This window comes from Clostridium sp. NkU-1, from assembly GCA_001312405.1.
Map to the genome: position 1 here is coordinate 345,520 of BBDR01000001.1, position 25,567 is coordinate 371,086.

The 25,567-nt window shown below is 46.6% G+C and carries 23 protein-coding genes and 8 pseudogenes; 4 read left to right on the forward strand and 27 right to left on the reverse strand.

Features of this window, described 5'->3' with window-relative positions; genetic code table 11:
• Positions 1 to 2 precede the first annotated feature (2 nt).
• From fmt to JCM10519_RS25290, 12 genes and pseudogenes are all read right to left on the reverse strand, one after another.
• Positions 3 to 987: pseudogene (gene fmt, locus JCM10519_RS01760) on the reverse strand (methionyl-tRNA formyltransferase).
• A gap of 2 nt (positions 988 to 989) precedes the next feature.
• Entirely contained in the window at positions 990 to 1,481 is a 492-nt protein-coding gene (def, locus tag JCM10519_RS01765; protein ID WP_054737770.1) for a peptide deformylase, read from the reverse strand.
• Between the two features lie 70 nt (positions 1,482 to 1,551).
• Positions 1,552 to 3,781 (reverse strand): annotated as a pseudogene (gene priA, locus JCM10519_RS01770) (primosomal protein N').
• Between the two features lie 154 nt (positions 3,782 to 3,935).
• Positions 3,936 to 4,130 (reverse strand): hypothetical protein, encoded by a 195-nt coding sequence (locus JCM10519_RS25265; RefSeq protein WP_347842797.1) that lies wholly within the window; start codon positions 4,128 to 4,130, stop codon positions 3,936 to 3,938.
• A gap of 89 nt (positions 4,131 to 4,219) precedes the next feature.
• Positions 4,220 to 5,479: a UDP-N-acetylmuramoyl-tripeptide--D-alanyl-D-alanine ligase gene (gene murF / locus JCM10519_RS01775; RefSeq protein WP_347842798.1), complete on the reverse strand. Its 1,260-nt coding sequence runs from the start codon at positions 5,477 to 5,479 to the stop codon at positions 4,220 to 4,222.
• Between the two features lie 76 nt (positions 5,480 to 5,555).
• Positions 5,556 to 7,031 (reverse strand): annotated as a pseudogene (locus tag JCM10519_RS01780) (UDP-N-acetylmuramoyl-L-alanyl-D-glutamate--2,6-diaminopimelate ligase).
• A 12-nt stretch (positions 7,032 to 7,043) separates the two neighbouring features.
• Positions 7,044 to 8,710, reverse strand: a pseudogene (locus JCM10519_RS01785) (formate--tetrahydrofolate ligase).
• A gap of 40 nt (positions 8,711 to 8,750) precedes the next feature.
• Complete coding sequence (locus JCM10519_RS25270) at positions 8,751 to 8,939, reverse strand: DNA translocase FtsK (RefSeq protein ID WP_347842929.1); 189 nt, start codon at positions 8,937 to 8,939, stop codon at positions 8,751 to 8,753.
• Between the two features lie 49 nt (positions 8,940 to 8,988).
• On the reverse strand, positions 8,989 to 10,203 hold the full coding sequence (locus tag JCM10519_RS25275) for a DNA translocase FtsK (RefSeq protein ID WP_347842930.1): 1,215 nt from the start codon (positions 10,201 to 10,203) through the stop codon (positions 8,989 to 8,991).
• A complete protein-coding gene (locus JCM10519_RS25280; RefSeq protein ID WP_347842799.1) occupies positions 10,121 to 11,428 on the reverse strand; it encodes a DNA translocase FtsK 4TM domain-containing protein in 1,308 nt (435 codons plus the stop codon). The genes JCM10519_RS25275 and JCM10519_RS25280 overlap by 83 nt, the downstream gene beginning before the upstream one ends.
• A gap of 86 nt (positions 11,429 to 11,514) precedes the next feature.
• Positions 11,515 to 11,757: a hypothetical protein gene (locus JCM10519_RS25285; protein WP_347842800.1), complete on the reverse strand. Its 243-nt coding sequence runs from the start codon at positions 11,755 to 11,757 to the stop codon at positions 11,515 to 11,517.
• Between the two features lie 2 nt (positions 11,758 to 11,759).
• Positions 11,760 to 12,377 (reverse strand): ATP-dependent Clp protease proteolytic subunit, encoded by a 618-nt coding sequence (locus JCM10519_RS25290; RefSeq protein WP_347842801.1) that lies wholly within the window; start codon positions 12,375 to 12,377, stop codon positions 11,760 to 11,762.
• A 467-nt stretch (positions 12,378 to 12,844) separates the two neighbouring features.
• Between JCM10519_RS25290 and JCM10519_RS25295 the strand changes: the two genes are divergently transcribed.
• From JCM10519_RS25295 to JCM10519_RS01805, 3 genes and pseudogenes are all read left to right on the forward strand, one after another.
• A complete protein-coding gene (locus JCM10519_RS25295) occupies positions 12,845 to 13,585 on the forward strand; it encodes a citrate/2-methylcitrate synthase (protein WP_347842802.1) in 741 nt (246 codons plus the stop codon).
• Entirely contained in the window at positions 13,582 to 14,016 is a 435-nt protein-coding gene (locus JCM10519_RS25300) for a citrate/2-methylcitrate synthase (RefSeq protein ID WP_347842803.1), read from the forward strand. The genes JCM10519_RS25295 and JCM10519_RS25300 overlap by 4 nt, the downstream gene beginning before the upstream one ends.
• A gap of 3 nt (positions 14,017 to 14,019) precedes the next feature.
• Positions 14,020 to 16,332 (forward strand): annotated as a pseudogene (locus JCM10519_RS01805) (hydratase).
• Between the two features lie 130 nt (positions 16,333 to 16,462).
• Here JCM10519_RS01805 and JCM10519_RS25305 read toward each other — a convergent pair.
• From JCM10519_RS25305 to JCM10519_RS25325, 7 genes and pseudogenes are all read right to left on the reverse strand, one after another.
• Entirely contained in the window at positions 16,463 to 16,678 is a 216-nt protein-coding gene (locus JCM10519_RS25305; RefSeq protein ID WP_347842943.1) for a hypothetical protein, read from the reverse strand.
• A gap of 27 nt (positions 16,679 to 16,705) precedes the next feature.
• A pseudogene (locus tag JCM10519_RS25310) lies at positions 16,706 to 16,936 on the reverse strand (ABC transporter substrate-binding protein); the annotation flags it as partial.
• Between the two features lie 29 nt (positions 16,937 to 16,965).
• Positions 16,966 to 17,598 (reverse strand): annotated as a pseudogene (locus JCM10519_RS25315) (ABC transporter substrate-binding protein); the annotation flags it as partial.
• A gap of 36 nt (positions 17,599 to 17,634) precedes the next feature.
• The gene (locus JCM10519_RS01815; RefSeq protein ID WP_054737771.1) at positions 17,635 to 18,384 is read right to left on the reverse strand and encodes a DUF364 domain-containing protein; all 750 of its coding nucleotides are present in this window, start codon (positions 18,382 to 18,384) and stop codon (positions 17,635 to 17,637) included.
• Positions 18,384 to 19,157, reverse strand: a complete 774-nt coding sequence (locus JCM10519_RS01820) for an ATP-binding cassette domain-containing protein (RefSeq protein ID WP_054737772.1) — start codon at positions 19,155 to 19,157, stop codon at positions 18,384 to 18,386. The genes JCM10519_RS01815 and JCM10519_RS01820 overlap by 1 nt, the downstream gene beginning before the upstream one ends.
• A gap of 12 nt (positions 19,158 to 19,169) precedes the next feature.
• A complete protein-coding gene (locus JCM10519_RS25320; protein WP_347842804.1) occupies positions 19,170 to 19,484 on the reverse strand; it encodes an iron chelate uptake ABC transporter family permease subunit in 315 nt (104 codons plus the stop codon).
• A complete protein-coding gene (locus tag JCM10519_RS25325; RefSeq protein WP_347842931.1) occupies positions 19,445 to 19,618 on the reverse strand; it encodes a hypothetical protein in 174 nt (57 codons plus the stop codon). Before JCM10519_RS25325 ends, JCM10519_RS25320 begins: the two co-directional genes overlap by 40 nt.
• A 92-nt stretch (positions 19,619 to 19,710) precedes the next feature.
• On the opposite strand from JCM10519_RS25325, the gene JCM10519_RS25330 reads away from it, so the two are divergent.
• Complete coding sequence (locus JCM10519_RS25330) at positions 19,711 to 19,914, forward strand: hypothetical protein (RefSeq protein ID WP_347842805.1); 204 nt, start codon at positions 19,711 to 19,713, stop codon at positions 19,912 to 19,914.
• Here the strand turns inward: JCM10519_RS25330 and JCM10519_RS25335 are convergent.
• The 8 genes and pseudogenes from JCM10519_RS25335 to JCM10519_RS01855 form a co-directional block, all read right to left on the reverse strand.
• Positions 19,911 to 20,363 (reverse strand): iron chelate uptake ABC transporter family permease subunit, encoded by a 453-nt coding sequence (locus JCM10519_RS25335; RefSeq protein ID WP_347842806.1) that lies wholly within the window; start codon positions 20,361 to 20,363, stop codon positions 19,911 to 19,913. The two genes, JCM10519_RS25330 and JCM10519_RS25335, sit on opposite strands and share 4 nt — an antisense overlap.
• The gene (locus JCM10519_RS01830; protein ID WP_347842807.1) at positions 20,360 to 20,566 is read right to left on the reverse strand and encodes a nucleoside-triphosphatase; all 207 of its coding nucleotides are present in this window, start codon (positions 20,564 to 20,566) and stop codon (positions 20,360 to 20,362) included. The genes JCM10519_RS25335 and JCM10519_RS01830 overlap by 4 nt, the downstream gene beginning before the upstream one ends.
• A gap of 11 nt (positions 20,567 to 20,577) precedes the next feature.
• A complete protein-coding gene (locus JCM10519_RS01835) occupies positions 20,578 to 20,796 on the reverse strand; it encodes a nucleoside-triphosphatase (protein ID WP_054737774.1) in 219 nt (72 codons plus the stop codon).
• Positions 20,796 to 21,827, reverse strand: coding sequence for an XdhC family protein (locus JCM10519_RS01840; protein WP_054737775.1), 1,032 nt, complete (start codon positions 21,825 to 21,827; stop codon positions 20,796 to 20,798). Before JCM10519_RS01840 ends, JCM10519_RS01835 begins: the two co-directional genes overlap by 1 nt.
• Positions 21,824 to 22,753, reverse strand: coding sequence for an NTP transferase domain-containing protein (locus tag JCM10519_RS01845; RefSeq protein ID WP_054737776.1), 930 nt, complete (start codon positions 22,751 to 22,753; stop codon positions 21,824 to 21,826). Before JCM10519_RS01845 ends, JCM10519_RS01840 begins: the two co-directional genes overlap by 4 nt.
• Positions 22,754 to 22,907: 154 nt before the next feature.
• Complete coding sequence (locus JCM10519_RS25340) at positions 22,908 to 23,081, reverse strand: NlpC/P60 family protein (RefSeq protein WP_347842808.1); 174 nt, start codon at positions 23,079 to 23,081, stop codon at positions 22,908 to 22,910.
• Entirely contained in the window at positions 23,078 to 24,508 is a 1,431-nt protein-coding gene (locus JCM10519_RS01850) for an SH3 domain-containing protein (RefSeq protein WP_347842809.1), read from the reverse strand. The genes JCM10519_RS25340 and JCM10519_RS01850 overlap by 4 nt, the downstream gene beginning before the upstream one ends.
• Before the next feature lie 256 nt (positions 24,509 to 24,764).
• A pseudogene (locus tag JCM10519_RS01855) lies at positions 24,765 to 25,565 on the reverse strand (ATP-binding cassette domain-containing protein).
• Positions 25,566 to 25,567 lie beyond the last annotated feature (2 nt).

The window sequence follows — 25,567 nt, forward strand, 5'->3', positions numbered from 1 at the left end:
AATCAGATTCTCCTTTCCACTTTCTTGCCCACGCTGCATGAAGATGTGCCTGCGAGGCGCTCCAAAACGGTACCTTCCGCAATCTGGTATCCGCGGAGAAATGCATCAATTTCCATGCATTTTTTCCCCTGTAGCTGAAGTTTTCGTATGGACAGGCTGCCTTTCCCGGTCTTTATGACCAGAGAGTCCCGGCCAGCCTCTACTACCTGGCCGTAAGCCCCCTCATACTCTTTATCCACTACCTCTGCTTCCCACAGTTTCATCACTTTTCCATTCCAGACAGTATAAGCACTGGGCCATGGATTTAAGCCGCGGATCAGGCGCTCAATGGATACTGCATCCATGGACCAGTCAATATCTCCCATGGACTTTTTTTATCATGCCTACGTAGCAGGTCTTTAAATCATCCTGAGGCGTACGTACGGCAGTCCCTTCTTCCAGCTTTATTATGGTTTTCAAAATAAGCCTGCTTCCCAGACTGCTCAGCTTATCATGAAGGCTTCCGAAGGTTTCTTTTTTATCTAAAGCAATGGCTTCCTGATCCAGCATATCTCCGGTATCCAGGGTTTCCGCCATCATCATGATCGTGACCCCGCTTTCCTTTTCCCCGTTAATGACAGCATACTGTATGGGAGATGCGCCGCGGTATTTAGGGAGTAGAGATGCATGGATATTCACACATCCATATTTTGGAATATCCAGAATTGCCTTTGGCAGAATCTGTCCAAAAGCAATTACTACGATCAGTTCCGGTTCCAGATCTGATAGAATTTTAACAAATTCCGGATCCCTGGCCTTGACCGGCTGATAAACAGGGATGTGGTATTCCATTGCTTTCTCCTTTACCGGAGTCATCTGGATTTCCTTCCCTCTTCCTTTGGGTTTGTCCGGCTGGGTAACTACCGCAAGAATTTCATGCCCGGCCTCTTTTAAAGCCTCAAGAGCGGGAACAGAAAAATCAGGTGTTCCCATAAATATGATACGCATAATTATTCTTCAACCTCTCCTTCTTCCTCATCTAAGGAGACATCCTCCAGCTCGCCTTCCACGATATCCACATAGAGATCACCGTTTAAATGATCGCATTCATGACAGATTGCCCTGGCCAAAAATCCTTCCCCTTCCAACTCAAACGGCTCCATGGCAGCATCATAAGCCTTCACTTTTACGTAATCAGGCCTTGTGACCGTACCGGATTTTCCAGGCACGCTAAGGCAGCCTTCCGGCCCGGTCTGGCTTCCCCTTGTCTCCATGATTTCCGGATTAATAAGTACATATTGGTTGCCATCATCTACATCTATGACTACGATCTGTTTTAAAATCCCCACCTGGGAAGCTGCAAGGCCAACTCCGCACGAGTCATACATGGTCTCAAACATATCCACGATCAGCTCGCTGATCCTTGGTGTGATTTCCTTTACAGGCTTGCAGTGCTTTCTTAAAATTTCATCTCCAATGGTTCTGATCTTTCTAATTGCCATTTTCTTTTATCCTCTTTCCTACCTATGCTTTCCGGGCATAAAGGTATACCCGAAAGGTGTATCTTCTCATTTATGAAAAATCGTATTGGATCATTACCTGATCAAACAGGTGCCCATAGTTTTCTGAAAAACCGTCGATCTGATCCCTGATTTTTATTAGTATATCATAGTTTTCCTGTTTCAAGTATAAAATTTTTCTATAGATATCATTAATTTTGTAAACAGTAGCCTCTACCGGGCCGATGATCTGCACCGCTTCCTGTTCCGCAAAGGGGCCGATAAACCCGGCAGCCGCATCTGCTGTTTCTTTCAAACAGTCTTCCAGTCTGGAAGAAAACTGTACTGTCAACAGGCCGCTTGCCGGAGGATATTTCATCAGACGGCGATATGCCATTTCCTGCCGGTAAAATGCCTCATAATCCTGATTGGCAGCGGTCACAATGCTGTAGTGTTCCGGACTATAGGTCTGAATGACCACGTCACCGCTTCGAAAATCCCGGCCAGCCCTTCCTGCCGCCTGGGTCAAAAGCTGAAAGGTCCGTTCTGCAGACCGGTAGTCCGGAGTATTCAAAGACAGGTCTGCAGCCAGCACTCCTACCAGGGTCACATTTGGAAAATCATGCCCTTTTACGATCATCTGGGTGCCGATAAGGATATCGGCCTCTCCTTCAGAAAAAGCAGTGAGTATCTCTTCATGTCCTCCCTTTTTTTTGAGGTGGTGTCCAGATCCATTCGCAGGACTCTGGCAGCCGGAAACATTTTTCTGGTCATTTGTTCAATCTTCTGGGTTCCCACTCCAAAATTGGCAATGTAGGGAGAACCGCAGGCCGGACAGCGGTCAGGCATGGATATGGAATATCCGCAATAATGGCAGACAAGTCGGCTGTTATTATGAAGTGTCAAAGTCACATCACAGTGAGGGCAGCGAATGGCTTCTCCGCAGGAACGGCAGGACACAAAATTCGCATAGCCGCGCCTGTTGATAAATAACATGGCCTGTTCCCGCTTCTCCAGCCGGTCCTCGATCAGCGCCTGTAAGCTTCTGCTGAAAATGGACTTATTGCCTTCCTTAAGCTCCTGCCTTAAATCCACCACGGATACTGCCGCCAGACGGCTGTTTTTTTTGGCCCTTTCCGTCAGGCGAAAAAGCTGGTATTCTCCCGAAGGGCTTTTGTATAAGCTTCCAGGGAGGGAGTCGCTGAGCCTAAAACCAAAGATGCCCCCTGCATGGAGGCTCTTTTCACAGCTACCTCCCTGGCATGGTATCTTGGAGACACCTCGCTTTTGTAAGCTCCTTCATGCTCTTCGTCTATGAGTATCAGTCCAAGACGGGAAAAGGGCGTAAACAGGGCCGAACGGGGACCGATCATAATATCAATATCCCCGTTTCTTGCCCGTTCAAACTGGTCATACCGTTCCCCTGCCGACAATCTGGAATTGATTATGGACACCCGGTTCCCAAATCTTCCATAGAAACGCAGGACGGTCTGATAAGTCAGGGCAATTTCCGGAATGAGAACAATCACCTGTTTTCCATCCTCTATGACCTTTTGGATCAGTTCCATGTAAACTTCTGTCTTGCCGCTTCCTGTAATGCCGTGGATCAGATAGGTTTTTCTTATATTATGGGAATAATCCAGGCAAAAACTGTCTACAATCGCCTGCTGTTCCCCATTTAAAACCACCTTGCTTCTTTCTTTTATTTCTGTTTTAACAGGATTTCTGTAAACCTCTTCACAGTCAAGGCTTACGTATCCTTTTTCAATAACCGGCTTTAAGGTGGCGGCAGAAAGATTCATCTGATTAACCGCAATTTCGTATGGAATGGCCGGATTCTCCAAAAGCGCCTGAAAGAGGCGTGCCCTGGCCTTGTATTTCTTTTTTTCCGCTTCCTCTAAGGCATTTAAAAGCTGGGAATGGTCCAAAAGGCTTTTAAGCACCTTTTTTTCCCTTGGCTTTACCTTTTGCTTCACAGGAAGCACTGTTTTTAATGCCTGGTTCATGGTGGAGCCATACCGCTCTTTCAGCCACCATGCCAGGGAGATGAGCAGGGATTCTGCCGATACGCCGTCTGTTACGATTCCCGCTATCTCCTTAATTTTATCCGGATCATAATCCGCATGGGCGGCAATTCCGACCACATACCCCTTCCGCATGGAATTCCCTTTTCCAAAAGGAATCAAAACCAGAGTACCTACAGCCACTTCATCAAGAAGTCCGGCCGGAATCCGGTAATCAAAGGTTCTGTCAACCTTTTCATGGGAAATATCAATAATAATCCGGGCAAATCGTTCCGTCATTGTTTTCCTCTTTTCTGCCCACGCTTTTTGGGCATAACGGTATACTCGAAGAGTGTTTCCTCTTTTCTGTCCACGCCTTTCGGGCAAAGCCCGCCCGCTTTATCGGGCGGAAAGGTATACCTGCACCATTAGTGCCATGGGCTCTAAAAGGCTGTCAAGGCCGGTAAAATTTCTCCGCGACCGGGCCAAGATTCATGCTGTTGGAGCCCTTAAACAGCACGCAGTCCCCTTCCTTTAATTCCTCTTTTAAATAAGACACCAGCAGTTCTGGTTCCATGAATTCCTTAACCAGGATATGAGGAGCATGTTCCTTCACCGCTCTGGCGATCTCCCCTGCCAGCTCTCCCAAAGTCACTACCTCATATACTGGATGCTCTGTAATGTATTCTCCGATTTCATAATGGTATGACCGTGTTTTTTTCTCCCAGCTCCTTCATATCAGCCAATACGGCGATCCTTCGTTCCGCCTTTTTTAATAGAACCCAGGACCTCCAGTCCTGCTTTCATGGAAACCGGGCTGGCGTTATATGTATCATCGATGATGGTCATACCGGCTGTATGATAGATCTGCTGCCGGTTCTTAAAACCGGTAAATTTCTGGAGACATTCTGCCGCTTCTTCCATAGGGATGCCGCACTCAGAAGCCACTGCAAGGGACACCATGGCATTTAACACATTATGGCTTCCCATTACTGCCAGCCGCAAAGAAACTCTCTTCTGTCCAAAGACTGCCGTAAAGGCCGGAAAACCTTCCTCCAAATGAACATCTTCAGCCCTGTAATCACAATTATCTTCTGTTCCGTAATAAATGGTCTTACAGCCTTCCTTTGCTTTTGTGGTTTTTAAAAGCGGGTCATCCCCATTTAAAAAGAGGATTCCGCCTTCCATTAGCCCATCCTGGATAGTCAGTTTTTCTCTGTAGATGTTTTCCTGGGATCCAAGCTGCTCGATATGGGTTACTCCGATATTGGTTATCACAGCCATCTGGATTTTTGCGATCCTGGCGATGACGGTCAGTTCTCCCGGCTCGCTCATTCCCAGTTCAATGACTCCGATTTCATCCTCCGGTGAAATCTCAGATATGGTAATAGGCACTCCTACCTGGCTGTTATGGTTTCCAGGAGTTTTATAAACGGAATAACGGGCAGACAGGGCACAGGCAACCATCTCCCTTGTAGTGGTCTTTCCCACGCTTCCCGTGATTCCCACCAGGGGAAGCTTTAAGCAGTCCCTGTAATAGCTTCCAATGGCTTGAAGAGCCTTTTTTGTATCCTCTACCCGTATCCACGGTTTAAAGTCGTCCATAGCGTCATGCTCGCTGGTAAGCACCGCCGTTGCTCCATTGTCAAAGGCCTGCCCGATAAAATGGTGGGCATCTTGCCTTTCTCCAATGATGGGGACAAACAGGTCATTCCCCTTCATATTTCTGGAGTCAATGCTGATGTGGTCCAGAACCGTATCCTTATTACCGCAAAGAAGCTTACCTCCCGTGGCTGAAAGTATTTCTTTTACTGTCATATTTACCATTGCTTCCTCCGTTCCATGCACGCTCCCGGCGCACATTCCTTTCCTCTTTCCTGCCCACGCTTTCTGGGCATAAAGGTATGCCCGAAGGGCGTTCCTCTTTCCTGCCCGTGTTTTTAGGCATAAAGGTATGCCCGAAGGGCGTTCCTCTTTCCTGCCCATGCTTTCTGGCATACCATCTACCGCGGAAATGCCGAAAGCCGCATATCCCTACGGCTTTCGGCATTTTATTTATCGCTTGGCTTTCCTTTTAAGCTTCCTTTGAAAGCTTGGCATCCACTGCATTTAAGACCTCTTCCCGGTCTGAGAAATGGTGGCGGACTCCGTTTATCTCCTGGTAATCCTCATGCCCTTTCCCTATAATGGCAATCATGTCACCTGGTTCGGCATGAATGATGCTGTAACGGATGGCTTCCCTGCGGTCCGGAATTTCCATGAATTTTCCCCCGGTCTTTTCAAGGCTTCCACGAATGTCCGCGATGATATCTTCCGTTTTTTTCGTATCTGGAATTATCCGCGGTGATAATCGTAAGATCTGCCAGACGTCCGGCGCTGTCTCCCATGGAAATACGCCGGTCCTTGGAACGGTTTCCGCCGCAGCCAAAGACGCAGACAAGGCGCTTTGGGTGATAATCTCTTAGCGTTGAGAGCAGGCTTTCCATGCTGACCGCATTGTGGGCATAATCTACGATTACCGTACATTTTTCAGAAGAATAAACGATTTCCATACGTCCATTCACGTTTAAATGTTCCAGTCCATGACAGATATTCTCTTTTGGAAGCCCTAAAAAGCTTAAAACGCTGACAGCAGCCAAAGCATTGGCAACGTTAAAGCGTCCCGGAATATTCACCCGGACAGATAGCTCACAAGCCCCTTTGATGTCAAATTCCAGTCCAACAAATTCCGGCTGGGCGATGTACCTGATGGCCTCTGCTTTAAAATCTGTGTCTTTTTTTCTCCATGGAGAAGGAATAGAGCTTACAGGAAGCATCCTTTACCACTTCATCCCAATGCTCATCATCCCCATTCATGATTCCCACTTTCGAGCAGCAGAAGATCCGGGATTTGTAAAAAAAGATATTCTTCAAAATCCCGGTGTTCATCTGGTCCGATATGGTCAGGGGAAATATTGGTAAACAGTCCGTAATCAAAGCAGATCCCATCTACGGTGCATTTTAAAGGCCTGGGAGGAAACTTCCATTACCAAATACTCGCAGCCGGCTTCCGCCATGCGGCTGAAGGCCTGATGAAGTTCATAGGACTCGGGAGTCGTATTCACCGTAGGCGTAACTTCCTGGCCGATAACAATGCCTGTAGTTCCGATCATTCCCACTTTTTGCCGCAGGCTTCCAAAACAGTCTTGATCATGTGGGTGGTGGTGGTTTTTCCCTTGGTTCCAGTCACGCCAATCGTCACCATCTTTTCCGCCGGATATCCAAATCTGGCGGCTGATAAAAGAGCCAGCGCTTCTCTTGCATTATGTACGAGAATGGCGGTTACGCCATCCGGGATATCCATCCTTCGTTCTACTACAAGGATTTCCACCCCAGCGTCCACCACCTCTGGTATGAATTCATGGGAGTCGGTTCTCGTGCCTTTCATGCAGACAAATACAACACCCTTTCGTGCCTTTCTGGAGTCATAAATGACATCCTCGGCCTCAAGGTCCAGGCTACCCTGCAGCACCTCATATTTTAAGTCTTTTAGCCATTCTTTAAACTTCATAAAACCTCCAAATCAGAATAATCCGGTGATTACTCCATCTTCATTTACGTCAATATTATCTGCGGCAGGCTTCTTCGGAAGACCTGGCATGGTCATGATGGCTCCGGTCAGAATGACCACAAATCCTGCTCCAGCGGATACATAAGCATCCCGCACATTAATGTCAAAGCCTTCCGGCTTTCCAAGCTTTGTCTGATCATCGGATAAGGAATACTGTGTCTTTGCCATGCACACAGGAAGGCTGCCAAAGCCCATTTCTTCAAATTTTCTTATGGCTTTTAATGCTGCCGGAGCATAGGTCACCCCATCTGCGCCGTAGATTTCCCTTGCAATTGCAGCGATCTTATCTTCAAGCCCCATGTCATCGGGATAAAGAGGGGCAAAATTGCTTTCTTTATTTTCCAGGGTATAAAGCACTTTTTCTGCCAGCTCGATGCCACCCTCTCCTCCTTTTTCCCAAACCTGGGATAAGGCAAATTCACATCCTCTTTCCTCACAAAACTTTTTAACAAACTGGTGTTCAGCCTCTGTGTCTGTGATAAAGGAATTCAGGGTAACAATTACCGGAACGCCGTATTTCATCATATTTTCAATGTGCTTTTCCAGATTGACAATACCTTTTCAAGGGCAGCCAGGTTTTCATCCTTTAACTGGTCCTTTGGCACTCCGCCGTTGTATTTGAGGGCTCTCACCGTAGCTACCAATACAATGGCGTCAGGCTTTAATCCGGCTTTTCTGCATTTGATGTCAAGGAATTTTTCCGCGCCTAAATCCGCGCCAAATCCTGCCTCTGTCACAACAACATCAGCTAGCTTTAATGCCGTTTTGGTCGCGCGTACGCTGTTGCAGCCATGGGCGATGTTTGCAAAAGGACCTCCGTGAACAATGGCGCCGGTGTGTTCCAGGGTCTGTATCAGATTGGGCTTTAAGGCATCCTTTAGCAAAGCCGCCATAGCGCCTACTGCATTTAACTGGGAGCCGTCACAGGCTCTCCAGCATAATTATATGCCACAATGACCCTTCCCAGCCGTTCTTTTAAATCTTCCATATCATTTGCAAGGCAAAGGATTGCCATGATTTCCGATGCCACCGTGATCACAAAGTGATCCTCTCTCACAAAGCCTTCTGCTTTGGATCCAAGACCAACCACAATATTTCTAAGGGCGCGGTCATTCATATCCAGACAGCGCTTCCAGAGAATCTGGCGGGTGTCGATTCCAAGGGCATTGCCCTGGTGGATATGATTGTCTAACAAAGCTGCAAGCAGGTTATTGGCTGAGGTTATAGCATGAAAATCACCGGTAAAATGAAGATTTAAGTCTTCCATGGGCACTACCTGCATATCCGCCGCCTGCCGCGCCGCCCTTAATGCCAAAGCATGGTCCAAGGGAGGGTTCCCTGAGGGCGATAATCGCCTTTTTACCCATTTTCCCCAATGCCTGGCCAAGACCTACGGTAGTGGTGGTCTTTCCTTCCCCTGCGGGGGTGGGATTGATTGCCGTTACAAGAACCAGTCGGCCATCCGGACGGTCCTTTACCCGCTCCCACAGTTCATCAGTCAGTTTTGCCTTATACTTTCCGTAAAGCTCCAGCTCATCCTCACAGATCTCATAGGAAGCAGCCACATCTTTGATAGGAAGCATTTTTGCCTCTTGCGCGATTTCGATATCTGTTTTCATTTTCCACTCCTCCTTCTATGTAAATAACACGGTTCTATGATTAACAACCCTGGGAAAGCATTTCATCGAATTCTTCCAGGCTCATCAGTACCTTACGAGGTTTGGTGCCTTCCTCTTCTCCTACCACACCGGCTTCTGCAAGCTGGTCCATGATCCGGGCAGCCCGGTTAAAGCCTATTTTAAACATTCTCTGCAGCATTCCGATGGACGCTTTGTCCTTTTCAATGATAAACTTCCCGGCCTGGACGAAATACTCATCCCGGTCATTTCCTCCGCCTTTATCTCTCCGACTGCAGGCGCGGAAGCATCATGCTTTCCACTTCCGGATTATAATCTGCGGTAAGCCCCTGCTCCGTTAAGAATTCCACAACCTTGGAGACTTCGGAATCCGATACAAATGCACCCTGAACACGCAGTGGTTTTGGGTATCCTGCCGGATAAAACAGCATATCACCTTTTCCAAGAAGCTTTTCCGCACCATTCATATCAATAATGGTCCTGGAATCCACTCCGGAAGAAACCGCAAAGGCTACCCTGGAGGGAACATTGGCCTTGATAAGACCTGTTATGACGTTGACTGACGGACGCTGGGTGGCGATGACAAGATGAATGCCCGCAGCTCTGGCAAGCTGGGCCAGACGGCAGATGGAATCTTCCACTTCTCCAGGCGCTACCATCATAAGATCCGCAAGCTCGTCGATAATGATGACGATCTGAGGCATCTTTTTGGGCTTATCCTCATCCTCAATGTCTTTTATGCTGTCTACCTTTTGGTTATACCCCTTGATTTCCCTGACATTATACTGGGCGAACTTATTATAACGGTCCGTCATCTCCGCCACCGCCCAGTTAAGGGCTCCAGAGGCCTTTTTCGGGTCAGTGACCACAGGAAGCAGCAAATGGGGAATCCCATTATAAACACTTAATTCCACCACCTTGGGGTCCACCATGATCAGTTTCACATCCTCAGGATCCGCTTTAAAGATAATGCTCATGATCAAGGTGTTGATACAGACGGATTTACCGGAACCTGTAGCTCCGGCGATTAATAGATGGGGCATCTTTGCAATGTCAGTGACAACCACCTGTCCGCCGATATCCTTACCAACTGCAAAAGCGATTTTTGAGGAATGCTTCTGAAAGCCATCCGCCTCCAGAATATCCCGCAGGTATACCATTTGGTTTTCTTTATTGGGTACCTCGATGCCCACCGCCGATTTTCCTGGTATGGGCGCTTCAATTCGGATATCAGCGGCCGCCAGGCTCAATTTGATGTCATCTGCCAGGCCTACAATCTTACTGACCTTTACCCCCTGCTCCGGATGAAGCTCATACCTGGTTACGGAAGGTCCGCAGCTTATATTGGTGACCGTAACCCCGACACCGAAATTCTGAAGAGTCCGCTGGAGCTTAATGGCAGTTTCCTTGTATTCCCGGTCGGAAAAGACCCCTGATTTTCCTTTTTTTAAGCAGAGAAAGAGGCGGATACTTATATTCCTTTTTCACGGTCTCCTGCTTTTGCCTGATTTCCTGGGTAACACTTAAACCATCTTCCTTTGCCGCTTCTTCCCGCTTCTTTTCTAGTTTTTTCTGAAGAGCTTCTGTGTCTGTCTCTATCACTTTGCCGGAAGCGGTGACCACCTGTTTTGGCTCTTCTGGAATGGAAAAGGTATCATGTCCTTCCTCTGGATAGAACTCCTCTTCCACCACATCCATTTCCTTTAAGGTTTTGATTTCTTTCTTCATATATATAGAAGATTCTTCCAATGCCTCTGTAAGCGGAGCTGCTTCCACGTCGGGATCAAAGGGAACAATATCCTCTTCATTTTCCAGGACAGGAGAAAAGCTGCCACGGAAAACATCAGCAGGATTGGGTTCATTTACTTCCGCAGAGGTTACGGCAGACAGCCGGTCTGCCTGGGCCATAATATCATCGGCAAGGATGTCAGGAACTTCCTCAGCCAGATCTTCCCCATAGCTTTCCTCCTTGGCTGCCTCCAGCTTCGTGGCTTCCAGATTGACGCCCCGGAGCTTTTTCTCTTCCCAAAGCTTTTTACGGGCTTCCTGGCGTATCGCATGGATTTCCATGTGCATGTCCACATTATCCCTGGCATGACGGTATGCCTTTCCGCCTCCCTTTTTCACAATATCTACAAAAGATTTTTCCGTAATGCAGACTGCAGATATGATAAGAAGGACTCCGATCACCAGATAGGCTCCCACAACACCGATAATAGAGGTAAGCCCTCCGGCCAAAAGGCCGCCTATAATGCCGCCGCCTCTTCCGCTTACGGAAGCCTCAAAATAAATATCTGCAAGCCCCATTCCCTCGCCGCTCTTTGTTCCAAAAAGAAGCTGTAAAAATCCACACAAAGAAACCAGCGCCAGTATAAAAGACGCCAGTTTAAAAGCAGCCCTGGGATTTCCCTGGTTGGAGATGTAAAACGCTGTTCCTGCAAACAGCAGCACAGGCGCAACATATCCCACACTTCCAAATATGCCAAGCTGTACGCTGCGCAGAAAATCTCCAACCATTCCACATAAATGAAAGTTGCTGAAAAACAGTATGGCCGCGGCCAAAAATGACATAATGATCACGACCTCTGAATGGATAAATTCTGGTTCCGGCAAAACCACATTTTTTTTGGCGGCTGTATTTCTTGTTCTCCCGTTTTTTCCTTTTTTTGCTGTTGTACGTTTCTTTGTTGTCTCAGGCACAATACTTCCCCCTTCTATCCGTTGGTAACAGTATACAAAAAAATCGGGAGAATTGCAACGTTTAACGGGAAGCAGTTTCCATCAGTTCATATAATTTTTTTTAAAGCATCCTTGATTCCGCCCACTTCGTTAATCAGGCCTTCTTTTACCGTTTCCTCGCCGACCAGCACGGTTCCTAAGTCTCTGGTGAGCATTTCCGTATTCAGCATAAGGCGTTTTAACTGGTCGTAGGCAATCTTTGCATGGCTGGAAACAAAGCTTAAGATCCTGTCCTGTATCATTTCAAAATATTCATAGGTCTGGGAAGCGCCGATTACCATTCCCGTCATTCTTACGGATGAACCATCATGGTTCCAGTGGGTACGATAAAGGAGTAATCCGTACAAACTGCTAAGGGAACTCCAATGGAATGGCTTCCTCCAAGAACCAGGGATACGGTAGGGATGCTTAAGGAAGCGATCATCTCCGCTATGGCAAGGCCTGCATCCACATCACCGCCGGAGGTATTTAATAGAACCAAAAGCCCTTCCACAGAATCATCATCTTCAATTTCGGCAAGCTTCGGGAGAATATGGTCATATTTTGTAGCCTTGCTGTTGCCGGATAAATTCTCATGGCCTTCCACCTCCCCAATAATGGAGATCAGATGGATCTTCCGCTTGCCTGCATTATCATCCAGGGTCATCTGGCCATATTCTTCTAGCCTTTCATCCTCTTTCTGTTCAATATCTTTTTCCGTTTTCTTTTCATCAAGGTTTTCCTTGCGCGTATTGTCAGATGGCCTATTCTCGTTATTCTGTCTTTCCTCTGTTTCTTCGTTATTCTGGTCATTTCTATACTGATACTCTCTCACCTTAAAAACCTCCTGTTTTACTGTAAATTTGATGGATTCCTCTTTATCCACGCTTTCCTGGCAGCGTCCGCCCCATTTTTCGGGGCGTAATGGCACATTTGCAGGGTATTTCCATATGATGTGGAGAAAACCATAAAAATATGCTTGAAAAACTTAAAACAGGATTTTCTGCCCTCCTGGTAAAAACCAGTCTTCATCCTGACACAATAACAATATTTTAGTTGTGATTATAACAAGTTATTGACTTTGATACTTTTCCATGTTAAACTACCCAACAACATAAATCAAGTCACGTTTTTGCCAATGGAGGCAGCGCCGGAGAAATCCTTTTGCGCTGCTTTTCTATAAACAGGTACCCGCCTTTATGGCTGTGGCTTAATAAAAAAAAGGAGAGATCGTTCCATGAACAACTTTTTTTATCGCTCAGACCTTTGGCAAATCCTCTAATTTTACGGATATTCCAAACAATTTATTTAAGGAGCACAATGTAAAAAAAGGGCTCCGCAACGAAGACGGCACCGGAGTCCGGGTGGGCCTGACCCGCGTATCTGATGTAGTCGGCTATGAAATCCAAGACGGAAAAAAAGGTCAACGTTCCTGGCAAGCTCTATTACCGTGGAATCGAGATCGGGGACCTGGTAGGCGGAAAGAACAATGAACGCTATGGCTTTGAAGAGACTTCGTTTTTACTCCTTTTTGGCTATCTTCCCTCCAGGAAAGAATTAAGGGAATTCACATCCACTCTTAGCCAGAACTACCTTCTCCCTGATGAGTTCCTGGAAAAAAATATGCTCCGCACCCCTTCCCGTAATTTGATGAACAGCCTTCAGCAAAGCATCCTGGCTCTTTACGATTATGATGAGGAACCGGATAATGTGGACCCTTATGAGACACTTTTAAAGGGAATCAACATCCTGGCAAAGCTTCCTTCTCTTTCCGTCTATGCATACCAGAGCAAGGTCCATTACTATGACAGGGGCAGCCTGATCATACATTATCCAAAGCCGGAATATTCCATGGCGGAAAACGTTCTATACATGCTGCGAAAAGACGGGATTTTTACCGCGCAGGAGGCTGATCTTTTAGATGTGATGCTGATGATCCATGCAGACCATGGCGGCGGAAATAATTCCACCTTTACCAATGTAGTCATATCTTCCACAGGAACCGATATTTATTCGGCCATCTCCGCTTCGATCGGCTCCTTAAAGGGACCAAAGCACGGCGGCGCCAATATATGCTGCAGTGAAATGATCAAGGCCATTGAAAAGGAAATCGGGCTAAAGGCAACGGAAGCCAGATGAAGGCAGTGATCCAGAAGATCCTTTCAAAGGATTTCTATGATAATACCGGCCTTGTATACGGACTTGGCCACGCAGTTTATACGGTTTCCGATCCCAGGGCGGATCTGTTAAAGGTCTGCTGCGAAAAGCTTGCCAAACAGAAAAACAGGGAAGATGAATATGAATTCCTTACAAAGTTTGAAAAGGTTGCCAAGGCTTGTCTGGCAGTCAACGGAAAACCACTGTCAAACAATGTAGACTTCTATAGTGGTTTCGCTTATAATATGTTACAGATACCGGAAGATATGTATACGCCTCTGTTTGTCTGCTCACGTATGGCAGGCTGGCTGGCGCACAATATCGAAAACAAGCTGTACGATGGAAGAATCATGCGTCCGGCGACAAAATACGTAGGGGAAACTGTTTCCTACAAAAAAAGAGAGGAAAGATAGCATATGGTAAAATTGTATGACGGCGGGGCCTATCTTGTTCATGGAACCGGGCTGATTCCGGAACAGGAAGCATTAAAAGTGGCCGCCCTTACAGGAAAAGCTGCAGATAAGACTGAGGCAAAAAAAGGGTACCATCGCCTACTCCATTCTAAAAGAGCACAATACTTCTGATAACATGGAGCATTTAAAGCTCCGGTTTGATTCCATGGCCTCCCACGATATTACATTTGTCGGAATTATCCAGACTGCCCGTGCATCAGGGCTTGAGGAATTTCCTATTCCATACGTTATGACCAACTGCCATAACTCCTTATGTGCAGTCGGCGGCACCATTAACGAGGATGACCACGTATTCGGGCTTTCCGCTGCCAAAAAATACGGCGGGATCTTTGTTCCGCCACATATTGCGGTCATTCATCAGTACATGCGGGAAATGATGGCCGGCTGCGGTCGCATGATCCTTGGCTCTGACAGCCATACCCGGTATGGAGCTTTGGGGACCATGGCCATCGGAGAAGGAGGCGGAGAACTGGTAAAACAGCTTCTTTGTGATACCTATGATGTGGCTTATCCCGCGTTGTGGCCATTTATCTTACCGGAAGCCCATCTCCTTCTGTGGGCCCTCACGATGTGGCCCTGGCCATTATCGGAGCGGTCTTTAAAAGCGGCTATGTAAAGAACAAGATCATGGAATTCGTAGGGCCCGGGGTATCTTCCATGGATACGGACTACCGGAACGGCGTGGATGTCATGACAACGGAAACCACCTGCCTTTCCTCTATCTGGAGAACCGATGAGGATACAAAGTCTTATTTGAACCTCCATGGACGGGGAGATGCTTACAAGGAGTTAAATCCCGGGGAAGTGGCCTACTACGACGGGGTGGTTTATGTGGACTTAAGCACCATAAGGCCAATGATCGCACTGCCCTTCCATCCAAGCAACACTTATGAGATTGATGAATTAAATGAAAACCTTGGGGACATTCTCAGGACTGTGGAAAAGGAAGCAGAGCGCATTGTGGGAAGCTCCAAGGCAAGCCTTTCCCTGACTGAAAAAATCGTAGATGGAAAGCTGATGGTCCAGCAGGGAGTGATCGCAGGCTGTGCCGGAGGCAACTACTCCAACGTCATGGCTGCGGCCCATATTCTGACCGGCAAGAACTGCGGAAATGACATCTTCAATTTATCCGTATACCCCTCCTCCCAGCCTGTTTATATGGATCTGGTGAAAAAGGGAGCGATCTCAGAACTGATGGCAGCCGGTGCTACCGTCAGAACGGCTTTCTGCGGCCCATGCTTTGGCGCAGGAGATACGCCTTCCAACAATTCCTTAAGCATCCGCCACACCACAAGAAACTTCCCCAACCGGGAAGGCTCCAAGCCGGGCAGCGGACAGATTTCCTGTGTCGCCCTTATGGATGCCCGCTCCATTGCGGCAACTGCAGCAAACGGCGGCTATCTCACTTCTGCGGAAGGCTATGGCGAGGATTACCAGGTTCCTGCCTATGAATTCGACCCATCTTCCTACGAAAGACGGGTGTACCAGGGATTTAGAAAGGCTCAGCCAGAGGTTTCCCTGATTTACGGGCCAAACATCAAGGACTGGCCGGCTATGAGTGCCCTGACGGAAAACATCCTGTTACGGGTATGTTCAAAGATCATGGATCCGGTCACCACCACTGATGAACTGATCCCTTCCGGCGAAACCTCTTCCTACCGTTCCAACCCTCTCGGCCTTGCAGAGTTTACCTTATCCCGCCGGGATCCGGAATACGTGGGACGTTCAAAGAAGGTCAATGAGCTGGAGCAGGCAAGAAAGGCCGGAACTTCTCCCTTAGAGGCTGATCCGTCACTGGAAGCTGCATTTAAGGCCCTGGCTGCTTACTTAAACCAGGGGGAGCTGAAGGCAGAAGAAACAGAGATCGGAAGCATGGTCTATGCGGTAAAGCCAGGGGATGGCTCTGCCCGTGAGCAGGCAGCCAGCTGCCAGAGGGTATTAGGCGGCCTTGCTAATATTGCAAAAGAGTATGCCACCAAACGCTACCGTTCCAATGTTATGAACTGGGGAATGCTTCCCTTCCTCCTTGATGAACAACCAGATTTTGAAGTAGGGGATTTCATCTATGTACCTGGAATCCGTACTGCCCTTGACGGCGACATGAAACATATTCCCGCCTATATGGTGAAAAATAAAGAAGGAAATCCGGTTCATGAGATAGAACTGCACATTGCTGATATGACCCCGGAAGAACGGGAAATCGTAAAGGCCGGATGTCTGATCAACTATAATAGAAACAAAAGCCAACAGCAGTAATTTTAACCGAATCAAGCAGGGGCGCCAAGGGCCTGACCCATTGGTCATTGCGAATATCCGCCTGACAATAATAATCCCCCGGACATGGAACTGGCATAAAAGCCAGATCCAATCCGGGGGATATATTTTTTTATTTCAGGATTTCTTCCACCTGTGCATCATCAAGAGTTACATGATAAAACAGTTCGTAGAAATCCTTCACTTCCTGTTTTATATCAACGTTGTACTGTTCCGGATATACAAGATTCCCCAACCACAGAATCCCGATCATCCGGTTGACAGAAGGCGGACTGCTCATAAAGCTATATGGAACGGAAGGTATCTGATAAACCTTCCCTTCTTTCACTGCATTTAATTCTCCCCAAACCTTATCCGTTGTTATGGTCTGGTACAGGGCCTCAGAATCTGCAATGATAATATCCGGCTGCCACAGAAGAAGCTGTTCAAAGGATACTTCACTTCCGCCGCCGCTTGATACCTTTTCAACCTTGGCTGCATTTTCTGCTCCGATCTGTTCGATGACCCGGGCATGAATGGAACCCTCTGCATTGGTGTGAAGACCATCATCTCCAGTAGCATAATAAACCGATTTCTTTTCTGCCAACTGTCCCTTGCTGTCTCAGACTTTTTCAGTATGTTATCGCAATATTCAGACAGTTTCTTCGCCTGATCAGTTTCTCCGGTAAGCTCTCCCAGCTTTTCATAAGCAGAACTCATGGTATCCAGATCTGCCTCGATAAAGATGACTGGCATGTTTAGCTGTTCCTGAAGGGCATCCATATCCTCTTTTACAGTTTTCTTTGCTTCTCCGATATCAATGATCACATCCGGGCTTTCCGCAATGAGAGCCTCCATATTAAGGTTTGCATTCTTCCCATAAAACTGGCCGAATTTAGGAAGTCCCCAATATTTTTCATCAATATACTGCTTTGCACCCTCAGAAAAATCAGAAGCAAGTCCTGACAGCTTATCTGGACAGATGGTGTAAAGCACAATCTGTGCCAAAGGCCCGGAAGGAGCAATCTTGTTAATTTCCTTTGGCAGTGTAACTTCTCTTCCTGCTGAATCCGTGAACACCCTGGTGTCTGACTGTGCCCCTGCTTCGCCCGCTTTTTCTGTTTCTGCCTGAGTTTCTGCACTTACAGGCGCAGTTGACTCCGCTTGGCTGGCAGGAATCTCCTTGCCGCTTTCTTTCTGGCACCCATTTGCCAGTACCGCAACAGCAAGGAATGCAGCCAGTACCAGCCCTTTTCTCATTTTTTTCATATAATCTCCCTATTCCGCCGCTATTGCGGCTTTTATTTATTTTGGGGAAAGCCTTACCGGCAAACCGGAACGGATTACCGCCTTGTGCTCTCCTTTTTTCACAAATTCCTCTGTAAGTTTTTTATCTGTAATAAGAGTACCTGCCAGCTCCCACACACCAAAATCAAAAAGGACAGGTGCAAGAGCCACACTGGGCCCCACTAATATAACTTTAGCATTCCGCGACAACTCTAAAAGTCTTGGAAGGGTTTTATTAACCAGGGTAAATCCAGTGATAAAAACATAGTCTCTATCTGAAAGCACATATTCACAGGCACTGTCCGGATAATCCCCAGCCATTGGATCGCGTTCCAGAATCACGCAGGACTCTGCTTCTTTCAAATATTCCTCCGCAAAACAGAAATGTCCGATGGTGGCTACCTTTTTTCCTTTGATATCCTCGCCATAGGCCATAAAAGCGTCTTCCTTAGACAACTGCCTGATTGCGCCTTCCCTTTCCAGCCGGCTGATTTGGCCTGGCTGGTTATAATAAGCGTTTACCGCTGCTGCACCTATGCTGGCCTCTGTAAAATTCCATGATTTTATCAGCCCAGCAGCTTCCTTCCATGTCATGTCCAGAATGTTTTTTTCAGTTCTTTGAATGGTCTGAAGCTGATTTGTCGCTGCCCCGCCAGTATATCCGCAGACAGTCACGGAAGTCCACTGGATTCCTACAAAATAATCTTCTATCTTTACGTCATCTGGTATTGGTTCTATCAGACGGTCATACAGTTCCCACATATTCATCACCTTCCCCCAGGCATACACACTTTTTTTCCGCTTTTTAAATCTTCATAGATCTCAATGGGCACCTGGTATACGCCCTCCAAAAGTTCTTTTGTCAAGATTTTCTCCGGCTCACCAAAAGCCGTTATCTTTCCATCCATCATCACCAGTGCCTTATGGGCAAAATAAAAGACATGCTCCGGGTTGTGTGTGGATTGAATAATCAGATATCCCTTCTCTGACAAGTTCCGCAGTTCTTCCATGACCCGGATCTGGTTGCCGTAATCTAAGCTGGAACAGGGTTCATCCATAACCAGTATTTTCGCCTCCTGGGCGATGGCCCTTGCAATCAGCACAAGCTGCTGTTCTCCGCCGCTGATCTGCCCAAATATACGGTCCTTAAGACCGTCGATCCTTAAAAGCTTCAGAGCATTCAATGCCCTGTCCTTTTCTTTTTGTCCCGGACCGGCAAAACGGGGCAGGGAGGCAGTTGTTCCCATCAATACCATATCCAGAACCGAAAAAGAGAATGCAGTATCGTGGTTCTGGGGTATATAGGCGATCTTTCCGGCCAATTCCCGTTCTGAAAAGTGCCGGCGTTCTCTTCCATCGATCAGAATTTCTCCCTTATATCCCTTTAGCAGACCTAATATGCAGCGAAAAAGCGTACTCTTTCCTGCGCCGTTTTTTCCAAGAACACAGACCAGTTCTCCCTTGCTGAATGAAAAATTGATCCCCTTTAACACTGGAAAACAATGATAGCCGAATTCCAGGTCTTTTACTGTCAGCTCCATATCTCCCCTCCTCTATAACCGGTTTCCTTCCCGCAAAATAAGATATAAAAAGAACGGAGCACCAACAAATGCAGTCAAAATGCCGATGGGGATCTCACTGGTAGCCAAAAGCCTTGCAAAATTATCCACGATCAACAGAAAGCTGCCCCCCATAAGCAGAGAGGCCGGCAATAGCCTGCGGTAATCGCTCCCTACCAGCATTCTGGCAAAATGGGGGATTACCAGTCCCACCCAGCCGATATGCCCGCTGACCGAAACTGCTGCTGAGGTAATTAAAGTTGCGCTGACTACAATGATAAAACGGAGCTTCCCGGCATTGATCCCCATGCTCTTCGCTTCATCTTCACCAAGCTTAAAACATTGATCCGCCACCGGAGAAGATAAATCGGAAGGATCCCCATCAGGATCCATGGTGCAGCAAACATAACGTCCTTCTGCCGGATAGATGCCAGGCTTCCCATAAGCCAATAGGTAATGACAGGAAGGGTATTGGTCGGATCCGCCACCAGTTTTAAAAAAAGAAACCGCTGCAGAAGCAAGGGAGCTTACCATCATGCCGGACAGAACCAGTCCCAGTACGGGATTATACTTTACCCGGCTGCTGACCAGACAGACAATCCCTACAGCACAAAGTCCAAAAAGAAAGGCGTTGATTGTTACTCCGTTATACCCCAATGAAAAAAATAATCCCAGGGCAGCACCTAATCCTGCGCCAGAGGATGCACCCAGAACGTCCGGTGATACCATGGGGTTTTAAAATCCCTGATAAGCGGCGCCTGCACAGGACAATCCTCCTCCGATCAATGCTGCCATAAAAACTCTTGGAAGACGGACCTGAAAAACAACAGTCTCTGCCTGGGCAGTCCAGGTGGTCTTTATCGGAAAAATTGCTGAAAGAAGGATCTTTAAAAGCGTGTCCGGGTATACCGGGTACCGTCCAAGCAAAAAGGAACCCAAAAAACAGACAATAAATAAGAGCACTATGATTCCAAAACGTCTTTTATAAATCCAGTCCCTCTCTACATGTGTTTCCTTTCCTTCCTTTTCCGTACATTCTCTCAAAAATTCCATAATTTCCGTCCGAATGTGTTCTTTTTTTTCGCGATCAAATGTAAGAATTCGTCCATCTGACCGTTTTTCAAGCTTTTCTTCCAAATCCCGAAGAAGCTTGTCCGGATCTGGCTCTGTGGGAACTCTGGTTCTCATGGCTCCAGATTTTTCTGGCTTTTCAAAACTCCGATGCAGGGTACCTGACTATCGATACAGCGAAGAACCTCCTCCATAAATTCCGGTGCAAATAGCTCTACTCCGCCTATTTCATCCAGAAGACAAAGCCTGTTTTGAACGAACGAACGCAGAATTTCTATCCCATGGGTTTCAAAAAAAATAAGATTTTTTTTGAAATCCATTTTCAGTCCGCTCAATAAAAACATTGGTCATTCCTTTTTTTATAAGCAGCCGCAGGAATCCATTCTTCCTCTGCCGGGACCATGCGAAATCCCATGGTCATTCCATCTTCACTTAACAAACGTTGGGTATAAAACCCTCCAATCATCCGATGCCAGGGCTTTAAGCATTCAAAAAGCAGGGTTGTCTTTCCTTCTCCGGAATCACCTTTTAAAAACAGAAATTTCCCCATTATTTTTTTCGCCCTTCCCGCAGGGCTCTGACAGCAATCAGTTCTCCGGCCACACTGATGGCGATTTCAGCAGGTGTTTCCGCGTAGATTTCCAGGCCGATGGGGCTGTGACAGTTGTCGATTTGTTCTCTGGTAACGCCGTCTGCCATAAGCTTTTCGGCTAAAGTTTCCAGCTTCCTGCGGCTGCCAATCACACCGATATAGCAGGCATTTTTCGTAAGGACCTGTCTTTGAACAATGTAATCCGACTGGTGTCCCCTGGTCATGACACAGACATAATCACATTCCCTTAATTCAAGGTAGTCAAAAATCCTTTCATAATCCCCTACAATGGTCTTCTCTGCCTGGGGAAACAGCTTTTCATTGGCAAATTCCGGCCGGTCATCAAAAACGGTACACCGGAACCCTATATGTGCCAGAACAGGGACCAATTCCTGTGCCACATGTCCGCCTCCGAAAATATAGACGCCCCCGGCCCGGACCAGAGGCTCGCTGTAATACTTACGCTCACCGAAGTCTTTTTGAACCGCTTTATGTTGAAGGAGAAGTTTTCTATCCTCTTCGTCAATTCCCTTTATTCCTGTAAATCCCGCTGATTTGCTGTAGATGCCAAGCCCCCATGTGGTTTCGTTGGTAATATCCATAATAAGCCAGCTGTCTTCATCTTTGTCATAGGCTTCTTCTATCTTCCTGCATAAGTCCTTAAATTCCTGATTTTCATGATCCAGATACTGGAAGTAAACCACCACATCACCACCGCAGATCATTCCCAGATCAGCTACCTGCTCCTTCCCCAGTACAAAGCTGTGCAGATAGGATGACTTTTCCTCAATCGCTTTTTGTGACCTTTGGATGGACCGGTATTCCACCGCTCCGCCTCCGATGGTTCCTTCCGTGGTCCCGTCCCGTTTTACCAGCATATGGGACCCTGCGCCTCTGGGAGTTGATCCAGAACTTGCAATAATGGTTACTAAAACTCCATCTTCGTCTTTTTCCAGTGTTTCCAGAACCGTTTTAAACAGTTTTCTCATTTCAATACCCCCTCAAAATATTTCATAAACAGTTCCTCTGTTTTTTCATTTAATTCTTTTTCCATGCTTAAGAACCGGTTCAGAAAATCCTTTGTTTTAGGTGTGAGCTGGGAAAATCCTCCCTCTGCTCCGCCTGATCGGGTGATCAAAAGAGGATATCCAAGCTGCTTTTCTGCCTCTTTTATAATTTTCCAACCTTTGCTGTAGGACATGTTCATTTGCCTGCAAGCCGTCTGCATGGAACCGTTATGCTCAATCAGCATCAAAAACTGGGCAATCCCCGGCCCAAAGAAAATCTCGTCACATTCCAGAAACAGATTCGCAGTGGGGTGCATGGATGCCTGTCCCGTATCACGGTTTTCTCCATAGACCTCATCCGTTTCCATGGACTCTATGATTCCTTTATCATCAACTGGGATTTCTTCAATTAAGACATCTGCTTCCATCTGCTTAAAAGCTCCCCGCAGCCCTTGTCTTCCATTGTATGACAGGATGGAGAGGATCAGCTCCTTGCTGATCATAATCGGATGGCCTCTGCGGCCGTCAAAGACCGGACAAGCGGCCAGCTGGCTGCTGTTCATAACTTTTTTAATGGTTTCCGGCAGAAGCATGGGGAATTTTGCCGGAAGAATAAGAACCCGGCCGCACAGATCCTCAATGTAATTGAGGCCTGTACAAATGCTGTCAAACATCTGGGTATTTTCATAATTCTCATTTCTGAGACAGATCACTCTTAGCTTGGAAATGTGTTTTTCCAATTCCTTTGCATCTTTTCCGGTTATGACCACGATCGGATCTACACCGGACCTCTTTAACGTCATGATTATCCGCCTAATAACGGTTGTACCGCCAATAGGCATCAATGGTTTAAATGTACTGGTGGCACTTTTATGCCCCGCCGCAAAAATGACCGCACCTGTTTTCATACCGGATCCCACCTTTCCGTTATATTTTCAGAAATATAACGGTTGTACTTATTATAATCCTTTTTCCAGAATTTGTAAACAAGAGAAAAAGTAAAAAAACTCCCGGATTAATTTAATCAAAACATCAATTAAATTTCAATCCGGGAGCCTTAAGTCAATCACCGATCATATTACGTATCTTTACCGGTGTCCGGTAATTCCATGTAGAAATTTTAATGCCGCTCCGCCTGCTGGCTGCATGTACGATCTGCCCGTTGCCGATATACATGGCAACATGATTAATGGTTCCTCTGCTGTCTGCATAATAGATCAGATCTCCAGGCTTCATCTCCCGGATTTCACTGCCTTGCCCATACCAGCCTGAGAACCGGAATAATGAGGCAGTCCAATGCCAAAATGAGCATAAACAGACATGGTAAATCCGGAACAGTCAGCCCCTTTGGTCAGGCTGGTTCCGCCCCAGACATATGGATTTCCCAAAAACTGCAGGGCATAATTGACGATCTGGGTCCTTAATGATGCCTGTGCATTGGCTTTTTCCTCCAGAGGAGAGAATTTGATTGCCTCAGGAAGAGCATACCGGACATCAACGAAATCTGTGGATACATAGGCGCTGCTGTTTTCCTCCAGCTCGATCTGTATCCAGCCGTCAATCTGCTTTAAAACAGGATACCGTTCGTTGTTGGATATCTGGGTCCATATCTTTGAGTCAGTAGAAGGTTCGGACCTGGCGTTTAGCATATCCGTGTCGACGATGGCCATAAGCTCTGCCACCTGCAGGGCCTCATCCTTTGCCGCCTGTCCTGTCAGGATATAATCGGACTTCACATAACCCGTAATCTTACCGGACTGGATCTTATACCAGCCGTCATCTGTTTTCTCTAAAATATTTCCCGCGGCTTTGCTTGGCATCTTTGCAATGACCTTGCCTTTTTCATTAGGTTCTTCTCTTACGTTCAAATAATTATCCACGTCGGAAATACCGATATTCTTATAGAGGTTGAATATCATAGCCTTTAAATCCAGTTTTCTCGCCTCATTCAGTCCATATTCCAGTTCTACATAATCCGCTGATAAATACCCGGAAGGAACCTGTACCCAGCCATCTGTCTGTCCTAATACCTCATACCGCTCATTTAAAAGGGCCTGTCCTACCACATCCGAACTGGTGGATGGTTCTTTCCTGATGTTCATGCTGTCGGTCTGAACAACAGCTCTCAGCTTTACCAGATCCATTGCTTTCTTTTTTGCATCTTCCCCTGTTAAAACAAATTCGGAATTTATATATCCTTCAATTCCGCCGGAAGATATTTTGTACCAGCCGGAATCTGTCTTTTCCAGGATATCACAGGCACTGTCTCCCTGGAGCTTTCCGATTACATCCTCCTCAGTACCCGGTGCTTTTCTCACATTTAAATATCCTGATACCTGGATGATTCCTAAATTATTGTATGAATTTACTACCTTTTCTTTTTCTTCTTTTTCCTTTGCTGCCTGGGCCTTGGACTCAGCTTCTGCGTTCAAGCCTGCTGATTCCTCCATTTTTATTGCATAAGCCTCAGATGCGGTAGCAAGCCCTGCCGGTTTTGCAAAGATGTGATTCTTTACCGCGATTCCCAACGCTGAAATGGCTGCCACACAAAGAACCGACGCGCCTCCCAGTACCAAAAGTTTCTTATAATCATTCTTACTACGTTTTTTTCTGGCCTTATCCAAACGGATTATATAATCTTTTTTCTCGTTGTTGTTTTCCATCCTGTACTTTCTCTCCATCTTTCTGTATTCTATTGGAAAGCCGATTCAGACTATGAGCATATCTGTCTAAGTATAGCATAAAATGTCATACTTTGCGATATAGGTCCAACAAAAAATTATTAAGATTATGTTACAAATATTAAATAAGTTACATTCAGGTGATGTAAATTTGAAAAAAATAAGCTTCCTGTCACGAAAGCAAATAGCAAAGGACAGGAAACCCTTACAAAGGTTCCCTGTCCCATATGTTCAACGGTTATTTCGCCAGAATCATTCTGTCGTTTGAAAATTCCTCACCGCTTGCCTCTTCGAATTTCTTAAGAAGATCCTCTACTTCCAGTTTCTTTTTTTCTTCCCCTGATACATCATAAATGATGCGGCCTTCATGCATCATGACAAGCCGGTTGCCAATCTGGATCGCATCCTTCATGTTATGAGTGATCATAAGCGTAGTGAGATTTTGTTCTCTCACAATCTCCTGAGTGATTTCCAGAACCTTTTTGGCAGTTTTGGGGTCAAGTGCAGCGGTATGCTCATCAAGGAGAAGGAGTTTTGGTTTTTTTCAGAGTCGCCATCAGCAGGGTAAGTGCCTGTCTCTGACCTCCGGAAAGAAGACCGACCTTATTGGTCATACGGTCCTGAAGTCCAAGTCCCAGTTTTTTTTAAGCGCCTCATGATAAAAGGCTTTTTCACTGGTTTTGATTCCCCAGGCAAGGCTTCTTCCCTGGCCCCGCCGATAAGCCAGCGCCATATTTTCCTGTATTTCCATTCCGGCGGCAGTTCCCAGCATAGGATCCTGGAATACCCTGCCGATATACTTGGCTCTTTTGTACTCCGGATCCCTGGAAATATTGATCCCATCAATCTGGATCTTTCCGGAATCAATCGGATACACTCCTGCTATCATATTCAACATCGTGGACTTTCCCGCTCCGTTCCCGCCGATCACAGTGACAAAATCACCTTCGCTCAGATGGAGGTCAATGCCATTCAATGCCTTTTTTTCATTGATGGTGTTTATATTAAACGTTTTTCTGACATTTTTAATATCCAGCACAG